The organism is Mycobacterium simiae, assembly GCF_008370645.1.
GTDB classification, from domain to species: Bacteria; Actinomycetota; Actinomycetes; order Mycobacteriales; family Mycobacteriaceae; genus Mycobacterium; species Mycobacterium simiae_A.
Window position 1 is genome coordinate 1 of sequence record NZ_VTZN01000098.1, and the last position, 20,158, is coordinate 20,158.

At 65.3% G+C, this 20,158-nt stretch carries 17 protein-coding genes and 2 pseudogenes; 3 read left to right on the top strand and 16 right to left on the bottom strand.

Annotation, left to right across the window (positions count from 1 at the left end):
* Positions 1–149 precede the first annotated feature (149 nt).
* The 6 genes and pseudogenes from F0Q45_RS15800 to F0Q45_RS15825 form a co-directional block, all read right to left on the bottom strand.
* Positions 150–1,775, bottom strand: coding sequence for a class I SAM-dependent DNA methyltransferase (locus F0Q45_RS15800; protein WP_149654839.1), 1,626 nt, complete (start codon positions 1,773–1,775; stop codon positions 150–152).
* A 149-nt stretch (positions 1,776–1,924) separates the two neighbouring features.
* Positions 1,925–2,647 (bottom strand): hypothetical protein, encoded by a 723-nt coding sequence (locus F0Q45_RS15805; RefSeq protein WP_149654840.1) that lies wholly within the window; start codon positions 2,645–2,647, stop codon positions 1,925–1,927.
* A gap of 242 nt (positions 2,648–2,889) precedes the next feature.
* Positions 2,890–3,930: pseudogene (locus F0Q45_RS15810) on the bottom strand (restriction endonuclease subunit S); the annotation flags it as partial.
* The gene (locus tag F0Q45_RS15815; RefSeq protein ID WP_149654841.1) at positions 3,930–5,132 is read right to left on the bottom strand and encodes a winged helix-turn-helix domain-containing protein; all 1,203 of its coding nucleotides are present in this window, start codon (positions 5,130–5,132) and stop codon (positions 3,930–3,932) included. The pseudogene F0Q45_RS15810 and the gene F0Q45_RS15815, both read right to left, overlap by 1 nt.
* Positions 5,129–5,635 carry a dihydrofolate reductase gene (locus F0Q45_RS15820; protein WP_149654842.1) on the bottom strand — a complete coding sequence of 169 codons (507 nt, stop codon included), beginning with the start codon at positions 5,633–5,635 and terminating at the stop codon, positions 5,129–5,131. Before F0Q45_RS15820 ends, F0Q45_RS15815 begins: the two co-directional genes overlap by 4 nt.
* Entirely contained in the window at positions 5,632–6,432 is an 801-nt protein-coding gene (locus F0Q45_RS15825) for a thymidylate synthase (RefSeq protein ID WP_149654843.1), read from the bottom strand. The genes F0Q45_RS15820 and F0Q45_RS15825 overlap by 4 nt, the downstream gene beginning before the upstream one ends.
* A 98-nt stretch (positions 6,433–6,530) precedes the next feature.
* On the opposite strand from F0Q45_RS15825, the gene F0Q45_RS15830 reads away from it, so the two are divergent.
* Positions 6,531–7,286, top strand: coding sequence for an alpha/beta fold hydrolase (locus F0Q45_RS15830; protein ID WP_149654844.1), 756 nt, complete (start codon positions 6,531–6,533; stop codon positions 7,284–7,286).
* 51 nt (positions 7,287–7,337) lie between these two features.
* On the opposite strand, the gene F0Q45_RS15835 is transcribed toward F0Q45_RS15830, so the two are convergent.
* From F0Q45_RS15835 to F0Q45_RS15845, 3 genes are read right to left on the bottom strand one after another with little or no spacing between them, the layout of a single operon-like run.
* Positions 7,338–8,435 carry an acyl-CoA dehydrogenase family protein gene (locus tag F0Q45_RS15835; RefSeq protein WP_149654845.1) on the bottom strand — a complete coding sequence of 366 codons (1,098 nt, stop codon included), beginning with the start codon at positions 8,433–8,435 and terminating at the stop codon, positions 7,338–7,340.
* On the bottom strand, positions 8,432–9,613 hold the full coding sequence (locus F0Q45_RS15840; RefSeq protein WP_149654846.1) for an acyl-CoA dehydrogenase family protein: 1,182 nt from the start codon (positions 9,611–9,613) through the stop codon (positions 8,432–8,434). The genes F0Q45_RS15835 and F0Q45_RS15840 overlap by 4 nt, the downstream gene beginning before the upstream one ends.
* Positions 9,610–10,401, bottom strand: a complete 792-nt coding sequence (locus F0Q45_RS15845) for an SDR family oxidoreductase (RefSeq protein ID WP_149654847.1) — start codon at positions 10,399–10,401, stop codon at positions 9,610–9,612. The genes F0Q45_RS15840 and F0Q45_RS15845 overlap by 4 nt, the downstream gene beginning before the upstream one ends.
* Before the next feature lie 122 nt (positions 10,402–10,523).
* On the opposite strand from F0Q45_RS15845, the gene F0Q45_RS15850 reads away from it, so the two are divergent.
* Positions 10,524–10,850, top strand: coding sequence for a PE-PGRS family protein (locus tag F0Q45_RS15850; RefSeq protein WP_149654848.1), 327 nt, complete (start codon positions 10,524–10,526; stop codon positions 10,848–10,850).
* A gap of 11 nt (positions 10,851–10,861) precedes the next feature.
* On the opposite strand, the gene F0Q45_RS15855 is transcribed toward F0Q45_RS15850, so the two are convergent.
* The 7 genes and pseudogenes from F0Q45_RS15855 to dapB form a co-directional block, all read right to left on the bottom strand.
* The gene (locus F0Q45_RS15855; protein WP_149654849.1) at positions 10,862–12,025 is read right to left on the bottom strand and encodes a PPE family protein; all 1,164 of its coding nucleotides are present in this window, start codon (positions 12,023–12,025) and stop codon (positions 10,862–10,864) included.
* A gap of 58 nt (positions 12,026–12,083) precedes the next feature.
* Positions 12,084–12,899, bottom strand: a complete 816-nt coding sequence (locus F0Q45_RS15860; RefSeq protein ID WP_149654850.1) for a PPE family protein, SVP subgroup — start codon at positions 12,897–12,899, stop codon at positions 12,084–12,086.
* A 297-nt stretch (positions 12,900–13,196) separates the two neighbouring features.
* Positions 13,197–14,278: pseudogene (locus tag F0Q45_RS29370) on the bottom strand (class I adenylate-forming enzyme family protein); the annotation flags it as partial.
* 124 nt (positions 14,279–14,402) lie between these two features.
* Positions 14,403–15,560: a PPE family protein gene (locus F0Q45_RS15870; RefSeq protein WP_149654851.1), complete on the bottom strand. Its 1,158-nt coding sequence runs from the start codon at positions 15,558–15,560 to the stop codon at positions 14,403–14,405.
* 58 nt (positions 15,561–15,618) lie between these two features.
* Positions 15,619–16,074 carry a flavodoxin family protein gene (locus F0Q45_RS15875; RefSeq protein WP_149654852.1) on the bottom strand — a complete coding sequence of 152 codons (456 nt, stop codon included), beginning with the start codon at positions 16,072–16,074 and terminating at the stop codon, positions 15,619–15,621.
* Positions 16,067–16,546 carry a hypothetical protein gene (locus F0Q45_RS15880; protein WP_149654853.1) on the bottom strand — a complete coding sequence of 160 codons (480 nt, stop codon included), beginning with the start codon at positions 16,544–16,546 and terminating at the stop codon, positions 16,067–16,069. The genes F0Q45_RS15875 and F0Q45_RS15880 overlap by 8 nt, the downstream gene beginning before the upstream one ends.
* Positions 16,543–17,280, bottom strand: a complete 738-nt coding sequence (gene dapB, locus F0Q45_RS15885; protein WP_149654854.1) for a 4-hydroxy-tetrahydrodipicolinate reductase — start codon at positions 17,278–17,280, stop codon at positions 16,543–16,545. The genes F0Q45_RS15880 and dapB overlap by 4 nt, the downstream gene beginning before the upstream one ends.
* Positions 17,281–17,385: 105 nt before the next feature.
* On the opposite strand from dapB, the gene F0Q45_RS15890 reads away from it, so the two are divergent.
* Positions 17,386–18,444 carry an aromatic ring-hydroxylating oxygenase subunit alpha gene (locus F0Q45_RS15890; protein ID WP_188112977.1) on the top strand — a complete coding sequence of 353 codons (1,059 nt, stop codon included), beginning with the start codon at positions 17,386–17,388 and terminating at the stop codon, positions 18,442–18,444.
* The last annotated feature ends 1,714 nt before the right edge of the window (positions 18,445–20,158 follow it).

Sequence of the window (20,158 nt, forward strand, 5' to 3'; positions counted from 1 at the left end):
TAGCGCTCGCCGGCTCGACGACGTGCTCAGCAGCAGAACAATCACCGGACACGGTGGACGACACGAGGCTCGCGTTCCCCCCGGACGGCTGTGGCCGCCGGTCTCCGCCATCCTCTGTATCCAACCATAGATCTCGCAGGTAGAGGCTCTCATGCATCGATCCGCCCCAGCTGCTCGCGCATAACCTTTTCCAACCGAGCCGATTCGTCAAGCGCCTCCAGAAGTTCCTTCTTCAGTCGAGTGATCTTTTCGTCAATTGGCTCGCCGTCTGCTACGACAGCGGGCGCTCCTACGTACCGTCCAGGCGTCAGTGCGTAGTCAGCAGCCTTGATCTCCGCCAATGAAGTCGACCTGCAGAATCCCGGGATATCCTGGTAACTAAGTTCTTTCGCAGCAGCAGACTTTGACCCACGCCACACGTGATAAGTGTCGCCAATCCGAACAATCTCCTCGTGCATGAGCGCCCGCTCGGCCCGGTCGACCATATAGCCAAGGTCACGAGCGTCGATGAAGAGCACCTCACCGGACCTATCGATCGAACCTTGCTTGCCAGCGCGCTTGTCCTTCGCGAAGAACCATAGGCACACCGGGATTCCGGTGCTGCGAAACAGCTGGGTGGGCAACGCGACCATGCACGACACCAAATCCGCCTCGACGATCTGCGCGCGAATATCGCCCTCTCCGTTAGAGTTCGACGACATCGAGCCGTTCGCCATCACCACCCCGGCCCTGCCCCCCGGCGCGAGCTTGGACAGAATGTGCTGAATCCACGCGTAGTTCGCGTTGTTGGCGGCCGGCACGCCGAAACGCCACCGCGGATCTTCCGCGTTGCGAGCCCAGTCTTTGATGTTGAACGGCGGATTGGCCATCACGAAGTCCATCTGCACGTCCGGATGCTGGTCGCGGGCGAGCGTATCACCCCACCGTGCACCGAGCCCCTTGTTGTCGATGCCATGAATAGCCAGGTTCATTTTCGCCATCTGCCAGGTCTCTTCGATGCTTTCCTGGCCATAAATGGAAATGTCTTTCGGGTCCCCGTCGTGCTCGTAGATGAACTTCTCGGTCTGCACGAACATGCCGCCCGACCCGCAGCACGGGTCGTACACCCGGCCGCCCGATGGCTCCAACACCTCAACAATCACCTTGACCACACTGGGTGGGGTGAAGAACTCCCCGCCCCGCTTTCCTTCCGCCCGAGCGAAATTGCCGAGGAAGTACTCGTAGACCTCCCCCATCAAATCGCGTGTGCGGTGCTCACCCTGGCGACTGAAGCGGGCGCTGTTGAACAGGTCGATCAGCTCGCCTAGGCGGCGCTGGTCGACATTGTCCGTGTTGTACAACCGTGGCAGCGTTCCGCCCAGGGTCGGGTTGGCTTTCATCACCGCGTCCATCGCCTCGTCGATGAGCTGACCGATGTTCTTCGCCGGATGACCGCCCACCGTGGGCCGGCCTTTCGCATTCTCCGCCAAAAACTTCCAGCGAGCGTTGGGCGGTACCACGAACACCCCGTAACCCAGGTATTCTTCCGGGTCGTCGATCAGGTCTTCGATCTGGGACTCGTTCATCCCGTCGGTCGCAAGCTCCACGCGAATCGCCTCGCGCCGTTCGTCGTACGCATCCGAGAGGTACTTCAGAAACACCACGCCGAGGATCACGTCTTTGTATTGACTGGCCGATAGCGACCCGCGCAACTTGTCGGCGGCCTTCCAGAGCGTGTCTTTGAGCTCCTTTATCGTCGAAGGTGCCTGCGGCTCTGGTTTTTTCCTCGGCGGCATTCTCGCCGTCCTTCCTATCGGCACCCGGCGGTGATGGCGGGCGTAGTGGGTTCCAACAGCAACGTGCTAGCCAGGGGCGCGGTCGGCGCCAACGCACGGCAATGTCGGCGGCCAGGTCACCCAGGTCGAGATGGTCGATGGCCCCGAGATCAGCCACCCATGGGCCCTGAGCGTTCGCGCCACCCAGACCCACCCATAGGCCCGGACGCTGCCAGTGCACCTCTCGCCACAGGCCACGCGGCAGACGAATGGCGGTAACCATAGTGCCGACCCGAAGGGCTTAGGCACGATGCTGCGGCAATGGCCCGCGAGGCTGTCGCAAGCTCGGCGGCCGGTTCGAGCAAGAAAGCACCCGGCGTCGGCTCCCCGGCAGCTTGAGCGCGCGTGATCCGCCCATTCTCCACACGAATCAGCGCGTCAGCAGGGCCGCAGGAAGCCTCCACCAGATCGTCGACATAGCGAAGCACGGTGGGCATTTCCCGCAGCATCAGCGAATCGTCGGGATCGAGCTCCGCCGCACGTCGAATGCGCTCGGCCTCAGACGTGCCGGCGAGTTGCTCGCCCGCGCGGACATGCCAGCACAACAGGGTGATGAGATCTTCCAAAGCAGCATCATCTGGGACCGCAAGGGCAGGTGCAACGCGGGCGTGCCCGACGTCGAAGGCCTCGATCTGGGTTCGGTCATCGCCCAGCCAACGGCGTGCTACATGACGGAGCTTTGGCCGGTCCCACCCTGGGATGACCGCTTGCAACTCAACATGGTCCGGCGGCGGATATCGGGACTTCGGTGGGCGCTCCAACGCGCCGTCGAGCGACTGCACGCCCGTGTCACCGCCCACGATGCCGATAACGGCCGAAGAGCCGACGATCACCGCAGCAAGCCGTTCGCGTCGTACAGGTCGTCCTGCCGGATCCTGCGCTTGTCGTGGTCGGTGAGAAGTGCGTCTAGTTCCCGCAGCGTCTCGCCCGCTGCCGTGCAGCTGAAATCGGCACGCGCACTGTCCCCAATATCACATTCCGATAGGCGGCCCGCGACGGCGCGCACCGCAAACGGGAACCTCGATGAGGAGAGACAGTCTGCACCGTTGCGTTCGGCATCCTTCACCCTGACCTTGCCATGCACCAGCAGCGGAAGCAGCGCATCACGACGCGACGCCAACCACGCGGATTCGACTCTCCGGCAATGACACAGAGCGCCCAGGCTGGAGACTGCTTGTGCCTGTTCGGTGGTCAACCGCCGCACATCTGGTACCCGAACCTGCAGCAGATCACGCGGTTGGATTCGCTGGCGGCTGCCCGTCATTCCCACCACCTGCTGCCGCAGCCCGGCGAGGACCTCAGGTTGCCGCAGCGCTGACCACAAGGCTGATGTATCGACGTCAACAGGACGCAGCACGACGAATTCCGTACTGGCCAAAGCCATTTCCGAAGGCAAGCTGGCGACATTCCAGATTCGCGGGATTCGCGGATTGAGCTTGGCGAACAACACGCACGGCTGCTTCACAATGAACTTGGCGCTTTTGATCATTCGACGATCGACGACGGTAGGCCGAGCGGCCTCATCGAACGCCGCGAAACTGTAAAGAGCCACCCTATCCTCGAATCGCTGCGGATCGAGAACTGTGGCTGCACTTCTCGCCAGGGTCGACAACGTCACATGATCAGCGACTCGCTCGACGAGCGCTAGCACAAATGCCTCGGCGGCTGCAATAACCCGCTCGTTGGCGGCGACCTTGTCGTCCAAGGCGCCGAGAACATCCCCGATTTTGGGGCGGTCAGGCGCGGCGGCAGCCTGCACCGAAACGTTGCGCAAAATACTCTGACTGAGCAATGGCTGGCTAGATCCGGCGCGAAATCGGTTAAGTCCGCAGCTTTGCAATGCGTAATACCAGTACCGCGTTTCCTCGGGGCACTTAGCGCGACAAGCAACTGCGTTGTCGGTGACCCAGACGTCGGAATCGTGGTAACGCATGCTGCCGCAATACGAGCCCACCCGACCGATCACGATCAGCGGGCCGCGGGCATTGGGCGTGCTCGCACTACCGATTACCCCGTTGGCGCCACAAACGGGATAACAGCCACCGGATGACCCTGCGGGCCAAGCACTTCCGTTCCAAAAATCGAGATAGTCACCCAGTGTGACGTTGCCGCCCATCAGCTGGCCCGCCGTAACTGCCCGGCGAGATCGCCCCGGCCGCACACGCTGACCCCACTCAACGCCAGCCAAGACGCCATCGACGCCAGTTCTGCGGCCAGTGCGGCAGCAACCCGCGCCCGTGGCACGTCAGGTTCCCCGAACGCACCCAGCACCTGCAGCGTGTCCGCGACACGGTCGGCTTTGAGGTCCACCCGCGCGACCAGTTTTCCGTCCAGTAGCAGCGGCCACACGTAGTAGCCGTACCGGCGCTTGGGCGCCGGGGTGTAGATCTCGATGCGGTAGTGAAAGCCGAATAGCCGCTGCACCCGGGGCCGGAAGAAGATCAACGGGTCAAACGGACACAATAACGCGGTGCCACGGTCGCGGCGCGGCACGGGTTGACCGGCCCGCAGGTAGGCCGGCGCCGACCAGCCCTCAACGTCCACCCGCTCAATCTGGCCAGCGGCCAACAAGTCCGTGATGGCCGGCTTGACCTGCTGGGCGGACAGCCGGAAGTAGTCACGCAGGTCTGCCTCGGTGCCCACCCCCAACGCAGTCGCGGCTCGCAGAGTGAGTTCGCGGACGGCCGCGGCATCGTCGACTTCTTGAGCCAACACCTGCGGCGGCAGCACCCGTTCCACCAGGTCGTAGTGTCGGGCGAAACCGATGCGGGTCGCCGTCGCCAGCACACCAGAGGCGAACAACGCCTCGGCGACCCACTTGGTGTCACTGCGGTTCCACCAGGGTCCTTTACCACTGCGCGGCGCAGCGGCCAAATGCGTCTCGATCTGCCCGGCAGTGCTGGGCCCAAGCTCAGCGATGGCCGCGACGACGTCCTCGGCCAGCCGCGGGTTGGCCTTGACGATATGAGTGCCCCAACGGCCGTGCCGATACTGCCGCATCCGCCAACGCAGCAATGGCCAGTCGTCGACAGCCATCAGCGCGGCTTCGTGCGCCCAATACTCGACCAGCAGCCGCGACGGGCGCGGGCCCCAGGTGACGCGGTCGAGCACGTCACGATCGTAGGGCCCGAGCCGGCTGAAAACCGGAGCATAGTGCGCCCGCACCGCCACCGATACCGAATCCAGCTGCAGCACCTGAATACGCGAGATCAGCCGCTTGAGGTGGGCGCGGGTAATGGCCCCGCAGGGCTTGGGCTTCGTGAAGCCCTGCGCCGCGACCGCCACCCGGCGGGCCTGCGCAGCAGTCAACGTGCTCATGACCGACGGTAGCTGTGGAACCGATATCGCAAACCGGACCGACTGACCCGCCACTCCCCCACTTCGCCTTGCCAGGTCGCGTCCAGCACCGGAGCCAGGGCGTCGCCGTCGTCGCGGGCTAGCTCGATGTCGACCTCGGTGACCGCACACCGGCTGGCGCGCGGCAGCGCCAAGGCGTAGATCTGCTCGCCGCCGATCACCCAGCTGCCCGGCTCAGTCAGGGCTTCCTCGAGGGAATTGACTACCTGCGCTCCGTCGGCGATGAAGTCGGTTTGGTGACTTAGTACGACGTTTCGCCGGCCGGGCAGCGGGCGGACGCCAGGCGGCAACGAGTCCCAGGTCCGCCGTCCCATCACCACGGTATGGTCCATGGTGACCCGCTTGAAGTGGGCAAGGTCCTCGGGGACCCGCCAGGGAATGTCACCGCCGCGGCCGATGACACCCGATGTCGACTGAGCCCAGATCAGGCCCAACCCGGCAGCCTCGTCGTGGGCGCACGTCATACAGCTACTGGGGCTTTGATCGCGGGGTGCGGTTCGTAGTTCTCGACGGTGATATCCTCGTAAGCGTAGTCGAAAATTGAATCTCTTTGGGCTAGAACAAGTTTAGGGTAGGGCCGGGGCTCGCGCCGCAATTGCTCGCGAACCTGCTCAATGTGGTTGTCGTAGATGTGGCAATCCCCGCCGGTCCACACGAACTCACCCACCGACAGGCCGGCCTGGGCGGCCATCATGTGGGTGAGCAGCGCGTAGCTGGCGATGTTGAACGGCACCCCGAGGAACAGGTCGGCACTGCGCTGATAGAGCTGGCAGCTCAGCCGGCCCGCGGCGACGTAGAACTGGAAGAACGCGTGGCAGGGCGGCAGCGCCATCTGGGGGATGTCGCTGACGTTCCAGGCCGACACGATGATGCGTCGCGAGTCGGGATCGGTGCGCAGCAACTCCAGCGCGGCGCCGATTTGGTCAATGTGCTCCCCGGACGGGGTTGGCCAGGACCGCCACTGCACCCCGTAAATCGGCCCTAAATCTCCTGTGCTGCTAGCCCATTCATCCCAGATGGTAACTCCGTGCTGGTGCAGCCAGCCGATGTTGGAGTCCCCGCGCAGAAACCACAGCAACTCGTAGGCCACCGACTTGAAATGAACTTTCTTGGTGGTAATCAACGGGAAGCCAGCGGACAGGTCATAGCGAATCTGCTGCCCGAACAGACTGCGGGTGCCGGTGCCAGTTCGGTCGGATTTTGCCGCACCCGTGTCGAGCACCAGGCGCAGCAGGTCCTCGTAGGGGCTCGCAATCGGCACGCGGCCAGCTTAGCGGCGATCGTAGGCCCGGCGAAGCCTGGCGCGGCGGGTGAGCGCCGAGGTATTCACGTCGCAGCCTAAGGAGTACAACGGAGGCCATGCCGAAGATCACCGATACCGTTACCACTACCGACGGCAGCTGCCGTGTCCGTCTGTTCACCCCTGAAGGCACGGGCTCGTGGCCCGGCGTGGTGATGTTTCCCGACGCCGGCGGCGCGCGCGAAACGTTCTACCAGATGGCGGCCAAGCTGGCGGATTGCGGCTATGCGGTGTTGCTGCCCGACGTGTATTACCGCGAGGGCGACTGGGCCCCCTTCGACATGGCGACCGCGTTCGGCGACGCGCGAGAGCGCGCGCGGCTCATGTTCATGATGGGCACGTTGACACCGGACCGGGTCACCCGCGACGCCGACGCCTTCTTCGACTACCTGGCCGGGCGCCCCGAGGTGACCGGGGAGCGCTTCGGTGTATGTGGTTATTGCATGGGTGGGCGGATATCGGTGTTGCTCGCCGGGCGTCTTCCGGATCGGGTCGCTGCCGCGGCGTCTTTCCACGGCGGCGGCCTGGTCACCGACAATCCGGACAGCCCCCACCTGCTGGCCGACCGCATGCGCGCCACGGTGTACGTAGGCGGCGCCGAGAACGACCCGTCGTTCACCGCCGCCCACGCCGAGCAGCTCGACAAGGCCCTGACGGCGGCCGGTGTACGGCACACCATCGAGTGGTACCCGGCCGCCCACGGGTTCGCGGTTCCCGACAACCCGCCCTACGACCGGGCATGCGCCCAGCGGCACTGGGCGGCGATGACCGCAACCTTCAGCTCGGCGCTCGGCTATTCCGGCGAGCAGACGTAGACTCCCGCGAATTCTCGGCGTGTCGCGCGATTCTGCGTCTGCTCGCCGAAGTCACGTGACCGGCAGGTCGACCAATGTGGCCAGCCGAGTCCGATGCCGGTGCGCGGTGCCCAGGGCCAACTGGTCGCTCTTGGCCCGCTTCAGGTACAGATGCGCCGGATATTCCCAGGTCATCCCGATCCCGCCGTGCAGCTGCACGCACTCCTCGGCCGCATGCACGGCCGCGCCGCTGCAGTAGGCCTGTGCCAGCGCCGCCGCGACGGCGGCGTCGCTATCACCGCGAGCACAGGTGTCGGCGGCGTAGCGGGCCGCCGCCGTCGCCGAACTGACCTCGAACCACAGATCAGCCAACCGGTGTTTGATCGCCTGGTACGAGCCGATCGCGCGGCCGAACTGCTTGCGCTCCTTGGCGTAACCCAGTGTCGTCTCAAAACACCACTGCGCGACCCCGAGTTGTTCGGATGCCAACAGCGCCGCTGCGGTCTGTAGCGCCTCAGCCAGCGCGGCCTCGGCGGGGCCTATCCGCGATGACACGGCACCCGAAAACGTCACGTCCGCAATGGGTCTGGTCATATCAAGGGCTAGCACCGGCGATACCTCGACACCGGGCGCGTCGCGGGCGACGGTATGGAGCTCCAATCCGTCCGGCCCGGCGACCGGCACCACCAGCACGTCGGCTTCCTGCGCGCCCGCCACGCTGCTCACTCGTCCGGTCAGTCCGTCGGTGCCGTGACTCGCCCCGGTCACCGGATCGCCGGGCGCGGTAGACAACGGCACTACCAGCGCCGCCGTGACGACGCCCTGGGCCAGCGCCGACACCGTCGCCGTCGCTCCGGACCGCAACAGCGCGATTGTGGCCAGTACCGCGCTGGACAGGAAGGGAACCGGTGCCACGGCCCGGCCAACCTCCTCCATGACCACCGCCGCCTCGCGGGCACTTGCCCCGGCCCCGCCCAGCGCCGCGGGGATCAACAACCCCGCCACCCCTAGGTCGGCGGCCAGCGTGCGCCAGGTGGCCGAAAAGTCTTCAGGTGGTGCGTCGTAGGCGCGCAACACAACTTCGGGTGAGCACCGATCAGCGAACAAGTGCCGGACGCTGTCCCGCAGCGCCTCCTCGGTGTCGGAGTACAGCAAGTCGGCGATGCTCATCGCGGCAAGTCCTTCCAGGCGACCGCCTTGTCGACACGGTGTTCGCCAGGCAGGCCCAGGATCCGCTCGGAGATGGTGTTGCGCAGAATCTCCGAGGTGCCGCCCTCAATCGAGTTGCCACGAGCCCGCAGGTAGCGATAGCCCGGCCCGCGACCGATCAGGTCGACGGTCTCGGTTCTACGCAGGGTCCAGTCGTCGTATTTCAGACCGGACTCGAAGTGCAATTCCAACTCAAACCCCGAAATCTGTTGCGCCAGGCGGGCAAACGTCACTTTCATGCCGGCGCCCTCGGGTCCGGGCTGACCACTCGCAGCCTGCTGGCGCAGCCGCTCGCCGGTGAGTCGGAGCACTTCTGCTTCCACCCACAGCCGCATCATCTCGTCGTGCAGCGCCGGGTTACGCAGCGCTGGTTCGCCGCGCCAGGCTTCGGTGACCCGGCCGATGTGACCGCCTTCGCGCGGGACGCCGGGTCGGGAGCCGATGGCGACGCGCTCGTTGTTGAGGGTGGTGGTCGCCACCCGCCAGCCGCCGCCCTCGGGACCGAGCCGGTTTGCGTCGGGCACCCGGATATCGGTGAGGAAGACCTCGTTGAATTCCGCCTCGCCGGTGATCTGGCGCAGCGGCCTGATGTCGATGCCGGGTTGCGTCATGTCGCACAGGAAGTAGGTCAAGCCGGCGTGTTTGGGCACTGTTGGATCGGTGCGCGCGACGAGGATAGCCATCTGCGCATGCTGGGCCATCGACGTCCATACCTTCTGTCCGTTGACAATCCAGTCGTCACCGTCACGCACGGCCCGGGTGGCGACTCCGGCCAGGTCCGATCCAGCACCCGGTTCGCTGAACAGCTGGCAGTAGAGGTGTTCACCAGTGAACAACGGGCGTAGGAACTTTCGCTGCTGCTCCGCGGTGCCGAAGGCGGCGATGGTCGGTGCGGCCATGCCGATTCCGATGATGTTTCGGCCGCCGCCTGCCGGAGGCGCGCCGGCCGTGGTCAGTAGCGCGTCGACGTGCGCCTGGTAGGTATGCGGCAGGCCGAGTCCGCCGCTGCCCGGCGGGAAGTGCACCCAAGCGAGCCCCGCGTCAAAGCGCGCGCCGAGGAATTCCCGCGGGTCGGTGGTGGCCGGGTCGCGCTCGTCAAGCAAAGTCCGAACCCGTGCTTCCAGGTCCTCGATACTCATGGTGAGGCTCCGGAGTTGGCTCCAGATCCCCTGAATCCCAGTGCATTACCGAGCAGCAGACCACCGTCGATGACCATCGTCTCGCCGGTGATCCAGCTCGCCGCATCGGAGACCAGAAAACCCACGGCTTCGGCCACGTCGACCGGTTCACCGATGCGTCCGAGGGCTATGGTCGCCGCCAGCGGATCCTCGTGGTCCTTCCACAACGCCTCGGCCAGCCTGGTTCGCACAACCCCGGGACAGATCGCATTGACCCGCACCCGCGGCGAAAGTTCCAGCGCCAGTTGCTTGGTCACATGAATCAGGGCGGCCTTGGTGGCGTTGTACATACCCATGGCTGGGGCTTGGTGCATGCCGCCGATCGAGGCGGTGTTGATGACGACGCCCCCGTGCTCGCCCATCCAGGCCTTGACGGCGAGCGACGTCCACAACAGCGGGGCCCACAAGTTCACGTCGAAGATCTTGGTGAAGCGCGCGTGATCTTGCTCGATCAGTGGACCGAACGCCGGGTTGGTGCCCGCGTTGTTGATCAGAATGTCCACACTGCCGAAGCGCTGCAGGGCAAGATCCACACAGCTGCGTGCGGCATCCTCGTCGACCGCGTGAGCACCGACGCCCATGGCCCGGTCACCGACTTGTGCGGCGGCCGCGTCGGCGGCCTCCTGTTTACGGGCGGTAAGCACCACATTGGCATCGGCAGCCGCCAGGCGCTGGGCGATCGCTAAGCCGATTCCTCGTGAGGCGCCGGTGACTATCGCGGTGCGGCCGGTCAGTTCCAGTGCGGTCATGGTGGTGCCTTCTGTTGTTGGTGACCGAGTTAGGCAGTCAGAGCATCGGCCCGATCCCTTGGGCGATGTGTTGTCCACGGGATAACGGGTATACGCCGCGCATGTTAGCGAAACTAAACCTTATGAAAACAGTAGTGGTGGCCGGGGCCATCGCTGCCGCGATCGCCGCCGCACCCATGGCCTCAGCCGAGGCTTTTGCGGTGGTTCCGGTCACCAGCACGGCGAGCACTCATTTCCTCCCGGTGAACGTGCCCGGTGGTGGGGGCTGCGACGAAAACGGCAACTGCGGCCAGGGCGGCCAGCAGGGCGGTCCCGGCGGCGGTCCGGGCGGTAGCGGTTGCATACCGGGCGTCGGTTGCGGCTCAGGGGGGACCGATGCGGGACCCGGCGGAGTGCCGGGCGGCAGCGGCTGCATCCCAGGCGTTGGTTGCGGTTCCGGCCACGCGTAGCAGACGGGTGATCAGACCACGATCTGCTTGGGCATCACGGTCGGCTTGAATCCATAGCGCGGCCCCGCGTAGGCACCGGCACCCTTACCCGCGGCGGCGATGCCCGGCGCCCCGGGCATCGCCGTGATCCCGGCTTCCTCGGGGACCGCCCAACCGCTGCCCTCCAACGCCGTGGTGCCAGATGTCAACGCGGGCGCGGCACTCGACCAACTCACCGGCACCGACAGCTTGCCGACGGCGGACGCCTGGCCCAGGCCGGCCAAGACCGAGGCACCGCCGGCTGGTGTCACCGCGTTCGTGGTCGCCGCTGCGCCCGCAATGGCCGGAGTGATGTTGAGGGCGGCGGCCCCCCCGGCGGCGTCTGCGACGTTGAGTGCATGCCCGAGGAAAAGGGCGTTGGGGATCGCGGCCATGACGAACCACGCCGCGGTGTTGACAATGCCGTTGACGGTGTTCTGGAAGAACGTGTTGCCCAGCAGGTCGCCGATGTCCTGGATGATTCCGCCTAGTCCTGCCGCCGCCGCAGGCGAGGCCAACCCCATGACGGCGTTCGGCACGTTGGTGATCAAATTCGCCAGCCCGACCTGCTGCACCGTACCGGACGCGGCCGCCTGGCTGACCGCAGCGGCCTGGCTGGCCAGCCCGGCCGGGTTGGCGATCTGCGACGGCGTGGTCAGTGGGTTCAGCATTCCGGCGACCGCCGACGAGGCCGCATAGCCGTACATCGCCAGAGCATCCTGCGCCCACATTTCGCTGTACTGCGCCTCTGTGGCCGCGATGGCGGGTGTGTTTTGGCCCAGGACGTTGGTCGCCACCAGGGCCGCCAGCAGTGCCCGGTTGGCCAGGACCTCGGGTAAAGGCACTGTGGCGGCAAACGCCGCCTCGAACGCGGCCGCCGATGCGGTGGCCTGCGAGCCGGCGTGTGCCGCAGCTTCAGCGGTGTAGATCAGCCACGCCATGTATGGCTGCGCCGCGGCAGCCATCGACGTCGACGCCGGACCCATCCATTGCTCAGTAGTCAGCTGGCTGATCACCGATTCGAAGGAAGCGGCTGTCGTGCTCAATTCGGCCGCCAATCTGTTCCACGCCGCCGCGGCGGCCATCATCGGCGCCGCTCCGGCGCCGGCGCACATGCGTGCAGAGTTGATCTCTGGGGGCAACGCTCCGAAATCCATTGTTGTTCAGTTCCTTTGGCTTAGTCTCGGTTGTTGTCGGCAACTTGGCGCCTGGTCGCTAGACGACCTCAGGCTTCGGCATGACCAGCGGCTTAACGCCGTAGCGCGGCGCGCCGAACCCGGCGTTATTCCGCGTTGCTGACGCCAATCCCGGCATTCCAGGAAGGACGGTTCCCTGCCCCGCCTGCGGTACAGCGGCGGTCCACCCTGCGCCGTGCAGCGCGCTTACGCCGCTGCCCGATACCAGGGTGGCTGGTCCGGCCCAGGTTGGCGGCACCGAAGCTAGGCCGATCGAGAACCCCGCGGCTGAGCCAGCCGCGACCGGTGCCTCGCCGAGGGCGGCTCCGGCCGCCGCGGCGGCCGGTCCTAGGGCGGCTTCACCCAGGGCGGCGGCATCGGCTCCGGCGGCCTCAGTGGCCTCAGTGGCCGCCGGAAGAATTGCCCCGCTGGCCAGCGCAAGCAAGTCCGATGCGGCCGAACCCCAGTTCCCAACTCCGATGTTGAACATGTTGGCGATATCCGTGATCCAGCTGGGGGTTTGCCCCGGCAATGCGCCGAGGATGTCCGTCAACGGCGAGGCTGCCGCGGACGAATTGGCCGCCTCAGCGGCCGCATAGGTGCCGGCGCTGACTCCGAGGGTGTTGACCATCATGTCGTACATGACTGCGGCTTCGGCGCTCACTTGCTGGTAGAGCGTGCCGTACGCGGTGAACAACGAGGCCTGCAGCGCCGACACCTCGTCGGCCGCGGCAGGAAGCACGCCGGTGGTGGGTGCTGCCGCAGCCACGTTCTCGGCGCTCATCACCTCACCGATGGTTTCTAGCTTGCCCGCCGCGGCGGACAACTCTTCGGGCTGTGTAGTCAGGAATGACATGTATGGCTCCTTCTGTCTGAAGCGGGCTGGCCGTTTCAGTGGCCAACCTTCCTGTAAATTTGCTGTGTAAGCTCTGCATATTTGCTGAGTAGCACCTGTGTGATGAAATAAGGGTAGTGACTTACACCCCCGCGGTCGCAATCCAAAGGCGCAAGCGGTGAAGCCGTTTACGGTCTCTTAACGCCGACGCCGGCAGCGCTAACACTGTCCTGACCAGCGTGTCATCTTTCCGCGGCTGGTCGCACCGAAATGGGACAGGTGGCGCGCGATTTCTCGGCTCGGGTGACGCTGCGGCGGTCACCGCACCGGTGCGCCCCACTGGACCTGTGCGCAAAGCTGTCTTTTGAGTAGTTTGCCGCTCGCGTTGCGCGGCAGCGTGCCAGGCAACACTGTGACGTATCCGGGACCTTGAAGTCGGCCAGCTGACGTCCGGCAGTGTTCGAGCACGGCCGTCATGTGCACCCGGCCCGTCTCGTCGACGCGCACCACGTCGCCGGTGTGCAACCAGCCGTCCAGAATCGTGGCCGAGGCGGCTTCAGGCGGGTTCCAGTAGCCCGCCATCAGCCAAGACCGTCATCAATGAGGTTGTCTCGGTCATGCCGTATCCGCTCAACACGGCGGCATGTGGAAATGCGCTGTTCAGCGCGCACACCAGCGACGGGGCGATCGGCGCACCGCCATAGCCAACCCAACGGACTCTGGACACATTTGCATCCGCAAAGTCCTTGTGTCGCAAGACACATGAGTACACTGCTGGGACGGTGACCAGAAACGAGATTCGCTCGGCGGGAAGTGCGTGCAGGCGGTTATATGGGACAACGGCACTGAAATGAGGGTGCGGACTTCTTGCCAAGATGCCTTACCTGCTCATGGCAACGCAGCGTGTTCTCAGTGCTCGTCAGGAACGCCTCTTGGGTGGTCGGCACGCCCCTCGGGTGGCCAGTGGTTCGCGAGGTGTAGAACAGCGCCGCCACGTCATGCGGGCCGAGCTGTTCGGTGACTTATGGTCTACCGTCTGGCAACCTCCAGTCTGACGGCAGATCCACGTACGAGCCAGCATCGCACAACACATGGTCCAGCTCCGATCGCGTCAAGCGCGTGTTGACCGGCACGGCGATACCACCGGCCATTACCGCGCCAAAGACAGCCAGCACCCAATTGACTCCGGCGGGGTACCGGACGGCTACACGGTCGCCGGCTTTTGGACCGCCGCAGCCCGCCGGCGACCCGCGACGCGCCAACCCACAACTGCCGGTAGGGCAACCGCTCGCCATCAAGTTCGGCCACTGCTTGGCTGTTCGGGCGGCTGTCGACGTGTTTGGCGAGCAGCCCAGCAGCGTGGTCGGCAAGTCGTTGTAGTGCGGGACGCCGTCACGACCGAGGGGCTTGCGGCGTCATCCTCGGCGCAGACCGCCGCAAGAGAATGCAGCGAGTGCTCGTGGCGCCGGTTTGCCGATCTGCAGGAGCGTCTCGACATGGCGCGGAAAAACCGCATAGGGCGCTTCAGACGAAGACTTGCTTGGGCATCACCACTGGCTTAACTCCGTACCGCGGCCCTGCCCCGATACTGGCGCCGTTGGCTCCTGCGACCATTCCCGGCCCGGGCGGCACGGCTGCGATCGGTTCGTCTTGTGCGGGAACGGCCCATCCGGTGCCGTCCGAGGCGGTGCCGGCAGTTATCGCAGGAGCTGCGCTAGACCAGGTTGCTGGCACCGACAAGCGACCGACCGAGGAGGCATTGCCCAAACCGGCCAGAATCGGTGTTCCGCCACCGCCCGCCGGGGTAACACTGCGCGCCAAGGCGGCTGCCGCCGCAGCACCCGGAGCTGCCCGTCCAGCGGCGCCCACGATGTCGGCGTCGACCCCCTGATCGGTGGTGGTGGTAACCATGGTGAAGTCTGCCCAGGCGCCCGAGGCGCCATGCCAAGCGTGTTCTATGGCCAAACTGGTGCGATTTGTGGAGCGCGGCACGAGTGCGCTCAGCCCCGCCGCTTCAGCCTCCGACGTGACCGGGGAGGAGAGGGTCATCACAGCAGTGGGGACGTCGCTGATCAAGCTAGTAAGACCCGCCTGCTGTGCACAACCAGCTGCGGCGGCCTGCCCCGCAGCGGCGGCTTGGTTGGCGATTCCGGCCGCGTTGGTGAGATGCGACGGCCTGGTCAGCGGGTTCAGTCTTCCGGACACAGCAGAGGAGGCCGCATAGCCGTACATCGCCGCAGCGTCTTGGGCCCACATTTCGCCGTAGCGCGCCTCGGTCGCCGCGATGGCCGACACGTTGTGCCCGAGGATATTGGTCGCTACCAGCGCGGCCAACTGGGCTCTGTTGGCCGCAACCTCGGCCGGAGGCACGATGGTCGCAAAAGCAGTCTCAAAGGCGGCAGCAGAAGCCAGGGCCTGCGCTGCCGCGAGCGCAGAGGATTCAGCGGTGTAGGTCCACCAGACCACGAGGGGCTGCGCCGCTGCTGCCATCGCAAGCGACGCCGGACCCATCCACTGCTCTGTGCTCAGCCGCCTGATGACCGACTCGAAGACGGATGCAGCAGTGCTCAACTCGACAGCTATGCCGCTCCACGCAGCCGCAGCCCCCAACAACGGTGCCGCGCCCGCGCCGATGTACATGCATGCGGAGTTGATCTCTGGAGGTAGCGCCCCAAAATCCACTTAGGCACTCCGCTCTGGTCGAGGACATAGCCAGTAGGTGCTCCATCTGCGGCAACCATTATGGCATCAAGGTTGCCGCTAAGGTGGCGCCCAGCTCATAGGCACGGTCACGCGCTGTGGCGTCGACCGCGCCGACGACCTCCAGCATGTCGGCGACCTGGTTGAGCGCTAGCCCAGTTGCCAGCTTGCTGACGGCGGCTGCGGCGCCAACGGTGTCGTTGTTGCCATGTACCCACAAGCCGTAGGGTCGGCCCGCGACGTGATCCAGGCACGGGTAGTAGACGGTGTCGAAGAAGTGTTTCAGCGCCCCGGACATGTACCCGAAGTTAGCCGTGGTGCCGAAGAGGTAGCCGTCGGCATCGAGCATGTCGGGAAGCGTTGCGGCCAACGCCGGCCGGGCTATCACCTCCACACCCTCGACCTCCGGATCGTTGGCCCCCGCCAAGACCGCCTCCAACAGCTCACGCGTGGTCGGCGACGGGGTGTGGTGCACAATCAGTAGCTTCTTAGTCACGTGCCGGCCTGCAACGCCGTTCCAGATCCCGGGCGGTTTTCATGGCTTCACGAGCGCGGCGGCGATCTCCGGCGTAGTCGTAGGCTTTGGCCAACCGATACCAGCGTCGCCAATCGTCGGGGTGGTCTTCTACTTCAGCTCGCACGGCTCCGAACAAGGCATCGGCCGCCTCCCGTTCGATCCGCCCGGAAGCCCGTCGGGGCAGCGCACTGGTATCGAGCTCCATTTCGTCCTGCGCGATCAGCCGGGCCAGCTTCTGGTGTGCGAATCCGGCCCTCAGCGTGGCGATCATCGCCCATAGTCCGATCGCAGGCAGCAGCAGCAGGGCCAGTCCCAGGCCCATGGCGGGTGCTCGGCCCGAGCCGATGAGCGCCAATCCAATCCGGCCGAGCAGGGCGAAGTACACCAGCAGCGCCACGCACATGAAGGCGATGAGCAGCTGGACGGTCAGGCTTCGCGAAGCGCCGCTCATGCCAGGTTGAGCAGCGGCTCAATGCCTATGGTGAGGCCCGGACGCTCTCGAATCCGGCGCACCGCCAAGAGCACCCCCGGCACAAATGAAGTGCGATCGAGGCTGTCGTGGCGAATCGTCAGGGTCTCCCCCTCCGTGCCGAACAGCACCTCCTGGTGAGCGACCAGCCCGGCCAGCCGCACCGCGTGCACGGGAATGCCGTCGACGTCGGCGCCGCGGGCTCCGGGCAAGCCGGTGCTGGTGGCATCGGGGTTGGGCGGCAACGCTTTTCGCGCCTCGGCGATTAGCTTGGCGGTACGCGTGGCCGTGCCCGAAGGGGCGTCAGCCTTGTGCGGGTGGTGCAGCTCGATGACCTCGGCTGACTGGAAGAACGGTGCGGCCTGCTTGGCGAAATGCATGGACAGCACTGCCCCGATCGCGAAGTTGGGCGCGATGAGCACCGAAATACTGGGTTTGTCGGCTAGCCACGACTCCACCTGGTGTATTCGCTGGGCGGTGAAGCCGGTGGTACCCACCACGGCGTGAATTCCGCTGTGAATCAAGAACTTCAGGTTGTCCATCACGACGTCTGGGTGGGTGAAGTCGATGACCGCCTCGGTGCCGGCGTCGGTCAGCAGGCTCAGCGGATCACCGGCGTCTACCTTGGCCGACAGTGTCAAGTCCGCGGCGGCCTCAACGGCGCGTACCATCGTTGCTCCGACTTTGCCTTTGGCTCCCAGCACACCTACCCGCATGACTTCACCCTAGACCGGTGTTTGAGCGGGCTTGGTCTACAGTCGCGCCAGCTTCTCGTTCAATCGGGGTGCCCACGACACGAGCTGGCGTTATATTCAGGGGCCGTGGCTGATGGTGCGCGCGAAACTGCAGGACAATTCGTCAATACGCATGCGGCACTTGCCGATTTTTGGCACCCGGTGGCGCTGTCCTCCGAGGTGGCGGGAGACCCGGTTGGGATTGTGCTCGCCGGCGAGCACTGGGTGTTGAGCCGCCTCGACGGCGTCGTCGTTGCGTTCGCGGATTCGTGTCCGCACCGGCGGGCGCGGCTCTCGGCCGGTCAAATTGTCGGCGATACCTTGCGCTGTGGATACCACGGATGGCGGTTTTCCGCGGACGGTACCTGCATAGAGATTCCGGCCCTAGGTGATGGGGCGTCGATCCCGGCCCGCTCGACGCTGCCTCGGCCGGCGGCTGTCACCGAACGATACGGCTTCGTGTGGCTCGCGCCGCGTACGCCGTTAGCCCCCTTGCCGGACCTGGCCCCGCCGTCGGGTGAGGCCAACAGCGGGACAGCTTTCTTAACGCCCAGCGAAGTAAAAGTCAATGCAGCGTTCATCATTGAGAACTTCCTCGACGAAGCACATGTGCCCTTCGTGCACACGGCGACCATTGGTGGGGCCGGCCCGGAACCCATCGAACGCCGCGACTTCCAGCGGCGCGGAATCGGATTCACGGCCACCACCGAACACACCTTCACCAACCGCATCGACTCAGCCGTGCATGAAGGTGTCCGGTCCGAGGTACAGCTTCGCCGGCTCACCTACCGCTACTGGCCGCCGTTCACCGGGACGCTGTGCATCGAGTATCCAGACGCGGGGGGCTGGCATTTCATCACCCTGGCTGTACAGGCCAAAGACCGCGAGAACTCCCGGGTCTACAAATCGGTGACCGGATCGGAGACGCCTGATGCAGACCAAGCCGAAATGTTCGCCAAGTACGAGCAAATGATCTGGGAGGAAGATTGGGCGTGGCTGGAGCGAGCAATGTCCGGCGTAGAATTTCCCCTCGACCTTTCGGCTGACCTCCACACCAAAGCGGACAGGCTCTCCGTGGAGTTCCGGCGCATACTTGCTCTTATTTCGAGTGGGGAGAGCCTGCCTGACGAGCTTGGTCTTGCCTAATCGCTTCTCTCGCGAAGCCGCGGGCCGACCCCAGCCCACGGCAAGCCACGGCAGCACCCGGCAGGCGCAACTCAGCGATCCCGTCGCCGCTGAGCGCGCTACCTGGTGAACCGCACCGCCGGCCGCTCCGGCAACCGCTGGGGAGAAACCCTTCCCGTCGTTGCCAGAAAGATCCCGCCAGCACCTTTGTTCCCGGACACACCACTAGCTTGACAATGATCGCCTTACCGCGCGCACTATCCTTGAGCCCTGTTGATACTTCAGGTGGACTGTGCGGGTCGTCTGCGGCGAATGGCGTGAAAGGCGTTGAGCCAGAAGCGTTTCCGGGAACAGGGTTTAGGCATGCGCAGGTGGTGGTGTGGCGTTCGCCGCGAGCAAGCCGAGCGGCGGCGCCAAGATACGCCGATGCAGAAGAGATTCAACGTGACGATTGGCAGGTCGATCGACCGTTCGAATTCAAAGTGCCCGTTCGAGATCGGCGGCACTGCGCGGTCGCGTACGTCTTTGATACACGGCCAGTCTAGCAAAATCACTGGTGCTGAAAGGGATTCAGAGCTAGCCAGATAGCAATTCCTAGTCGGCGCGCCACCACTGCCGATTAGTCGCCGCGGCCCATGCCATGGCTACCCATGCCACCGCCCATGCCGTCGTCGCTCATTCCGCCGCCGCCCATGCCGTGGCCGCCCATGCCGCCGCCCGTGCCGCCGTCGTCGCTCATTCCGTCGCCCGTGCCGCCGCCTGCGTTACCAGGACTGGGAACGTGACCATCTACCGGTGGCTCAGTTGCCCCGGTCGCCGGTGGCCCTGCTGGCAGTAGTGGTGAATTGCTCGGCGGGAACGCGGGCGCCAGCGGCGCATCGGTCGGCGGGCCCGCAGGGCGTGGTGGAGTACCGTTCGGTGCTGCCTCCGGCCGTTGGGGGCCGAACGGCGGCGGGAACCCTACGCAGTCCGCCGCGTGGGGATTCGCGATACAGTCGTCCTCGAGCGGCCCCTGAGGAGGGTTGTTGTTGCCCCATATGCCGTTTCCAAATGGGCCGCCCTGGCAGATTGCCAACGAAGGCCACTGCAAGCATCTGTCGTCATTTGGGCCGGTGGGTAAGCCGTCGGAGTGACAGGCGAGATTGCCCGGGTCACAAGGTGGATCACCCGGGTCGTTGGGACTGTCGAGTGGAACCGGCGGACCGGCCGTGCCTGCCAATCCAGCCGTTGCGTGAGCAGGGACGGCCATGCACGTCGCAGACGTCACAATAAGCGCTGCGGCCGCAGCCATTTTCGTGATCGTGCCGCAGACACCGCAAGACAACGCCCAGTTCAACCCTCACTCCTTTGGTGCAAAACAAGACCGACGTCCTTGAGCCCCAGGACATTGCAGATAAGACAGCACTGCCCGTAGCTTCGCAGCGCTGCTGGACTCAACCGAGCCCACCAGCACAATTCGAGCCGTTGGCCCAGCAACCTCGGACCAGGCAGCCCACACCTGCCCACCGCGCACCTACCCCGGCCAGTTCCGTGATCTGACGAGCGATCACGCATGCGCTTGGCGGCATCGCGATCCGGCGCGGTGATCGCCGCACCCTCGAAAAGGCAAGCTGTTCCGTGGTTTCCGCGAAGAACCAGACGTGATCGACCGTCAGCCCAACGGCGTTGGCGCGGGCATCCATCTAGCCCACCAATCACCACAGACCCGGCCGTAGCGGACCGCATCGTCACCGTG

Bases quoted from the DNA above. Each gene is read 5' to 3' on its own strand.
- F0Q45_RS15800 (WP_149654839.1), bottom strand. From the start codon at position 1,775: ATGCCGCCGAGGAAAAAACCAGAGCCGCAGGCACCTTCGACGATAAAG.
- F0Q45_RS15815 (WP_149654841.1), bottom strand. From the start codon at position 5,132: ATGAGCACGTTGACTGCTGCGCAGGCCCGCCGGGTGGCGGTCGCGGCG.
- F0Q45_RS15820 (WP_149654842.1), bottom strand. From the start codon at position 5,635: ATGACGTGCGCCCACGACGAGGCTGCCGGGTTGGGCCTGATCTGGGCT.
- F0Q45_RS15830 (WP_149654844.1), top strand. From the start codon at position 6,531: ATGCCGAAGATCACCGATACCGTTACCACTACCGACGGCAGCTGCCGT.
- F0Q45_RS15835 (WP_149654845.1), bottom strand. From the start codon at position 8,435: ATGAGCATCGCCGACTTGCTGTACTCCGACACCGAGGAGGCGCTGCGG.
- F0Q45_RS15840 (WP_149654846.1), bottom strand. From the start codon at position 9,613: ATGAGTATCGAGGACCTGGAAGCACGGGTTCGGACTTTGCTTGACGAG.
- F0Q45_RS15845 (WP_149654847.1), bottom strand. From the start codon at position 10,401: ATGACCGCACTGGAACTGACCGGCCGCACCGCGATAGTCACCGGCGCC.
- F0Q45_RS15850 (WP_149654848.1), top strand. From the start codon at position 10,524: ATGAAAACAGTAGTGGTGGCCGGGGCCATCGCTGCCGCGATCGCCGCC.
- F0Q45_RS15855 (WP_149654849.1), bottom strand. From the start codon at position 12,025: ATGGATTTCGGAGCGTTGCCCCCAGAGATCAACTCTGCACGCATGTGC.
- F0Q45_RS15860 (WP_149654850.1), bottom strand. From the start codon at position 12,899: ATGTCATTCCTGACTACACAGCCCGAAGAGTTGTCCGCCGCGGCGGGC.
- F0Q45_RS15880 (WP_149654853.1), bottom strand. From the start codon at position 16,546: ATGAGCGGCGCTTCGCGAAGCCTGACCGTCCAGCTGCTCATCGCCTTC.
- dapB (WP_149654854.1), bottom strand. From the start codon at position 17,280: ATGCGGGTAGGTGTGCTGGGAGCCAAAGGCAAAGTCGGAGCAACGATG.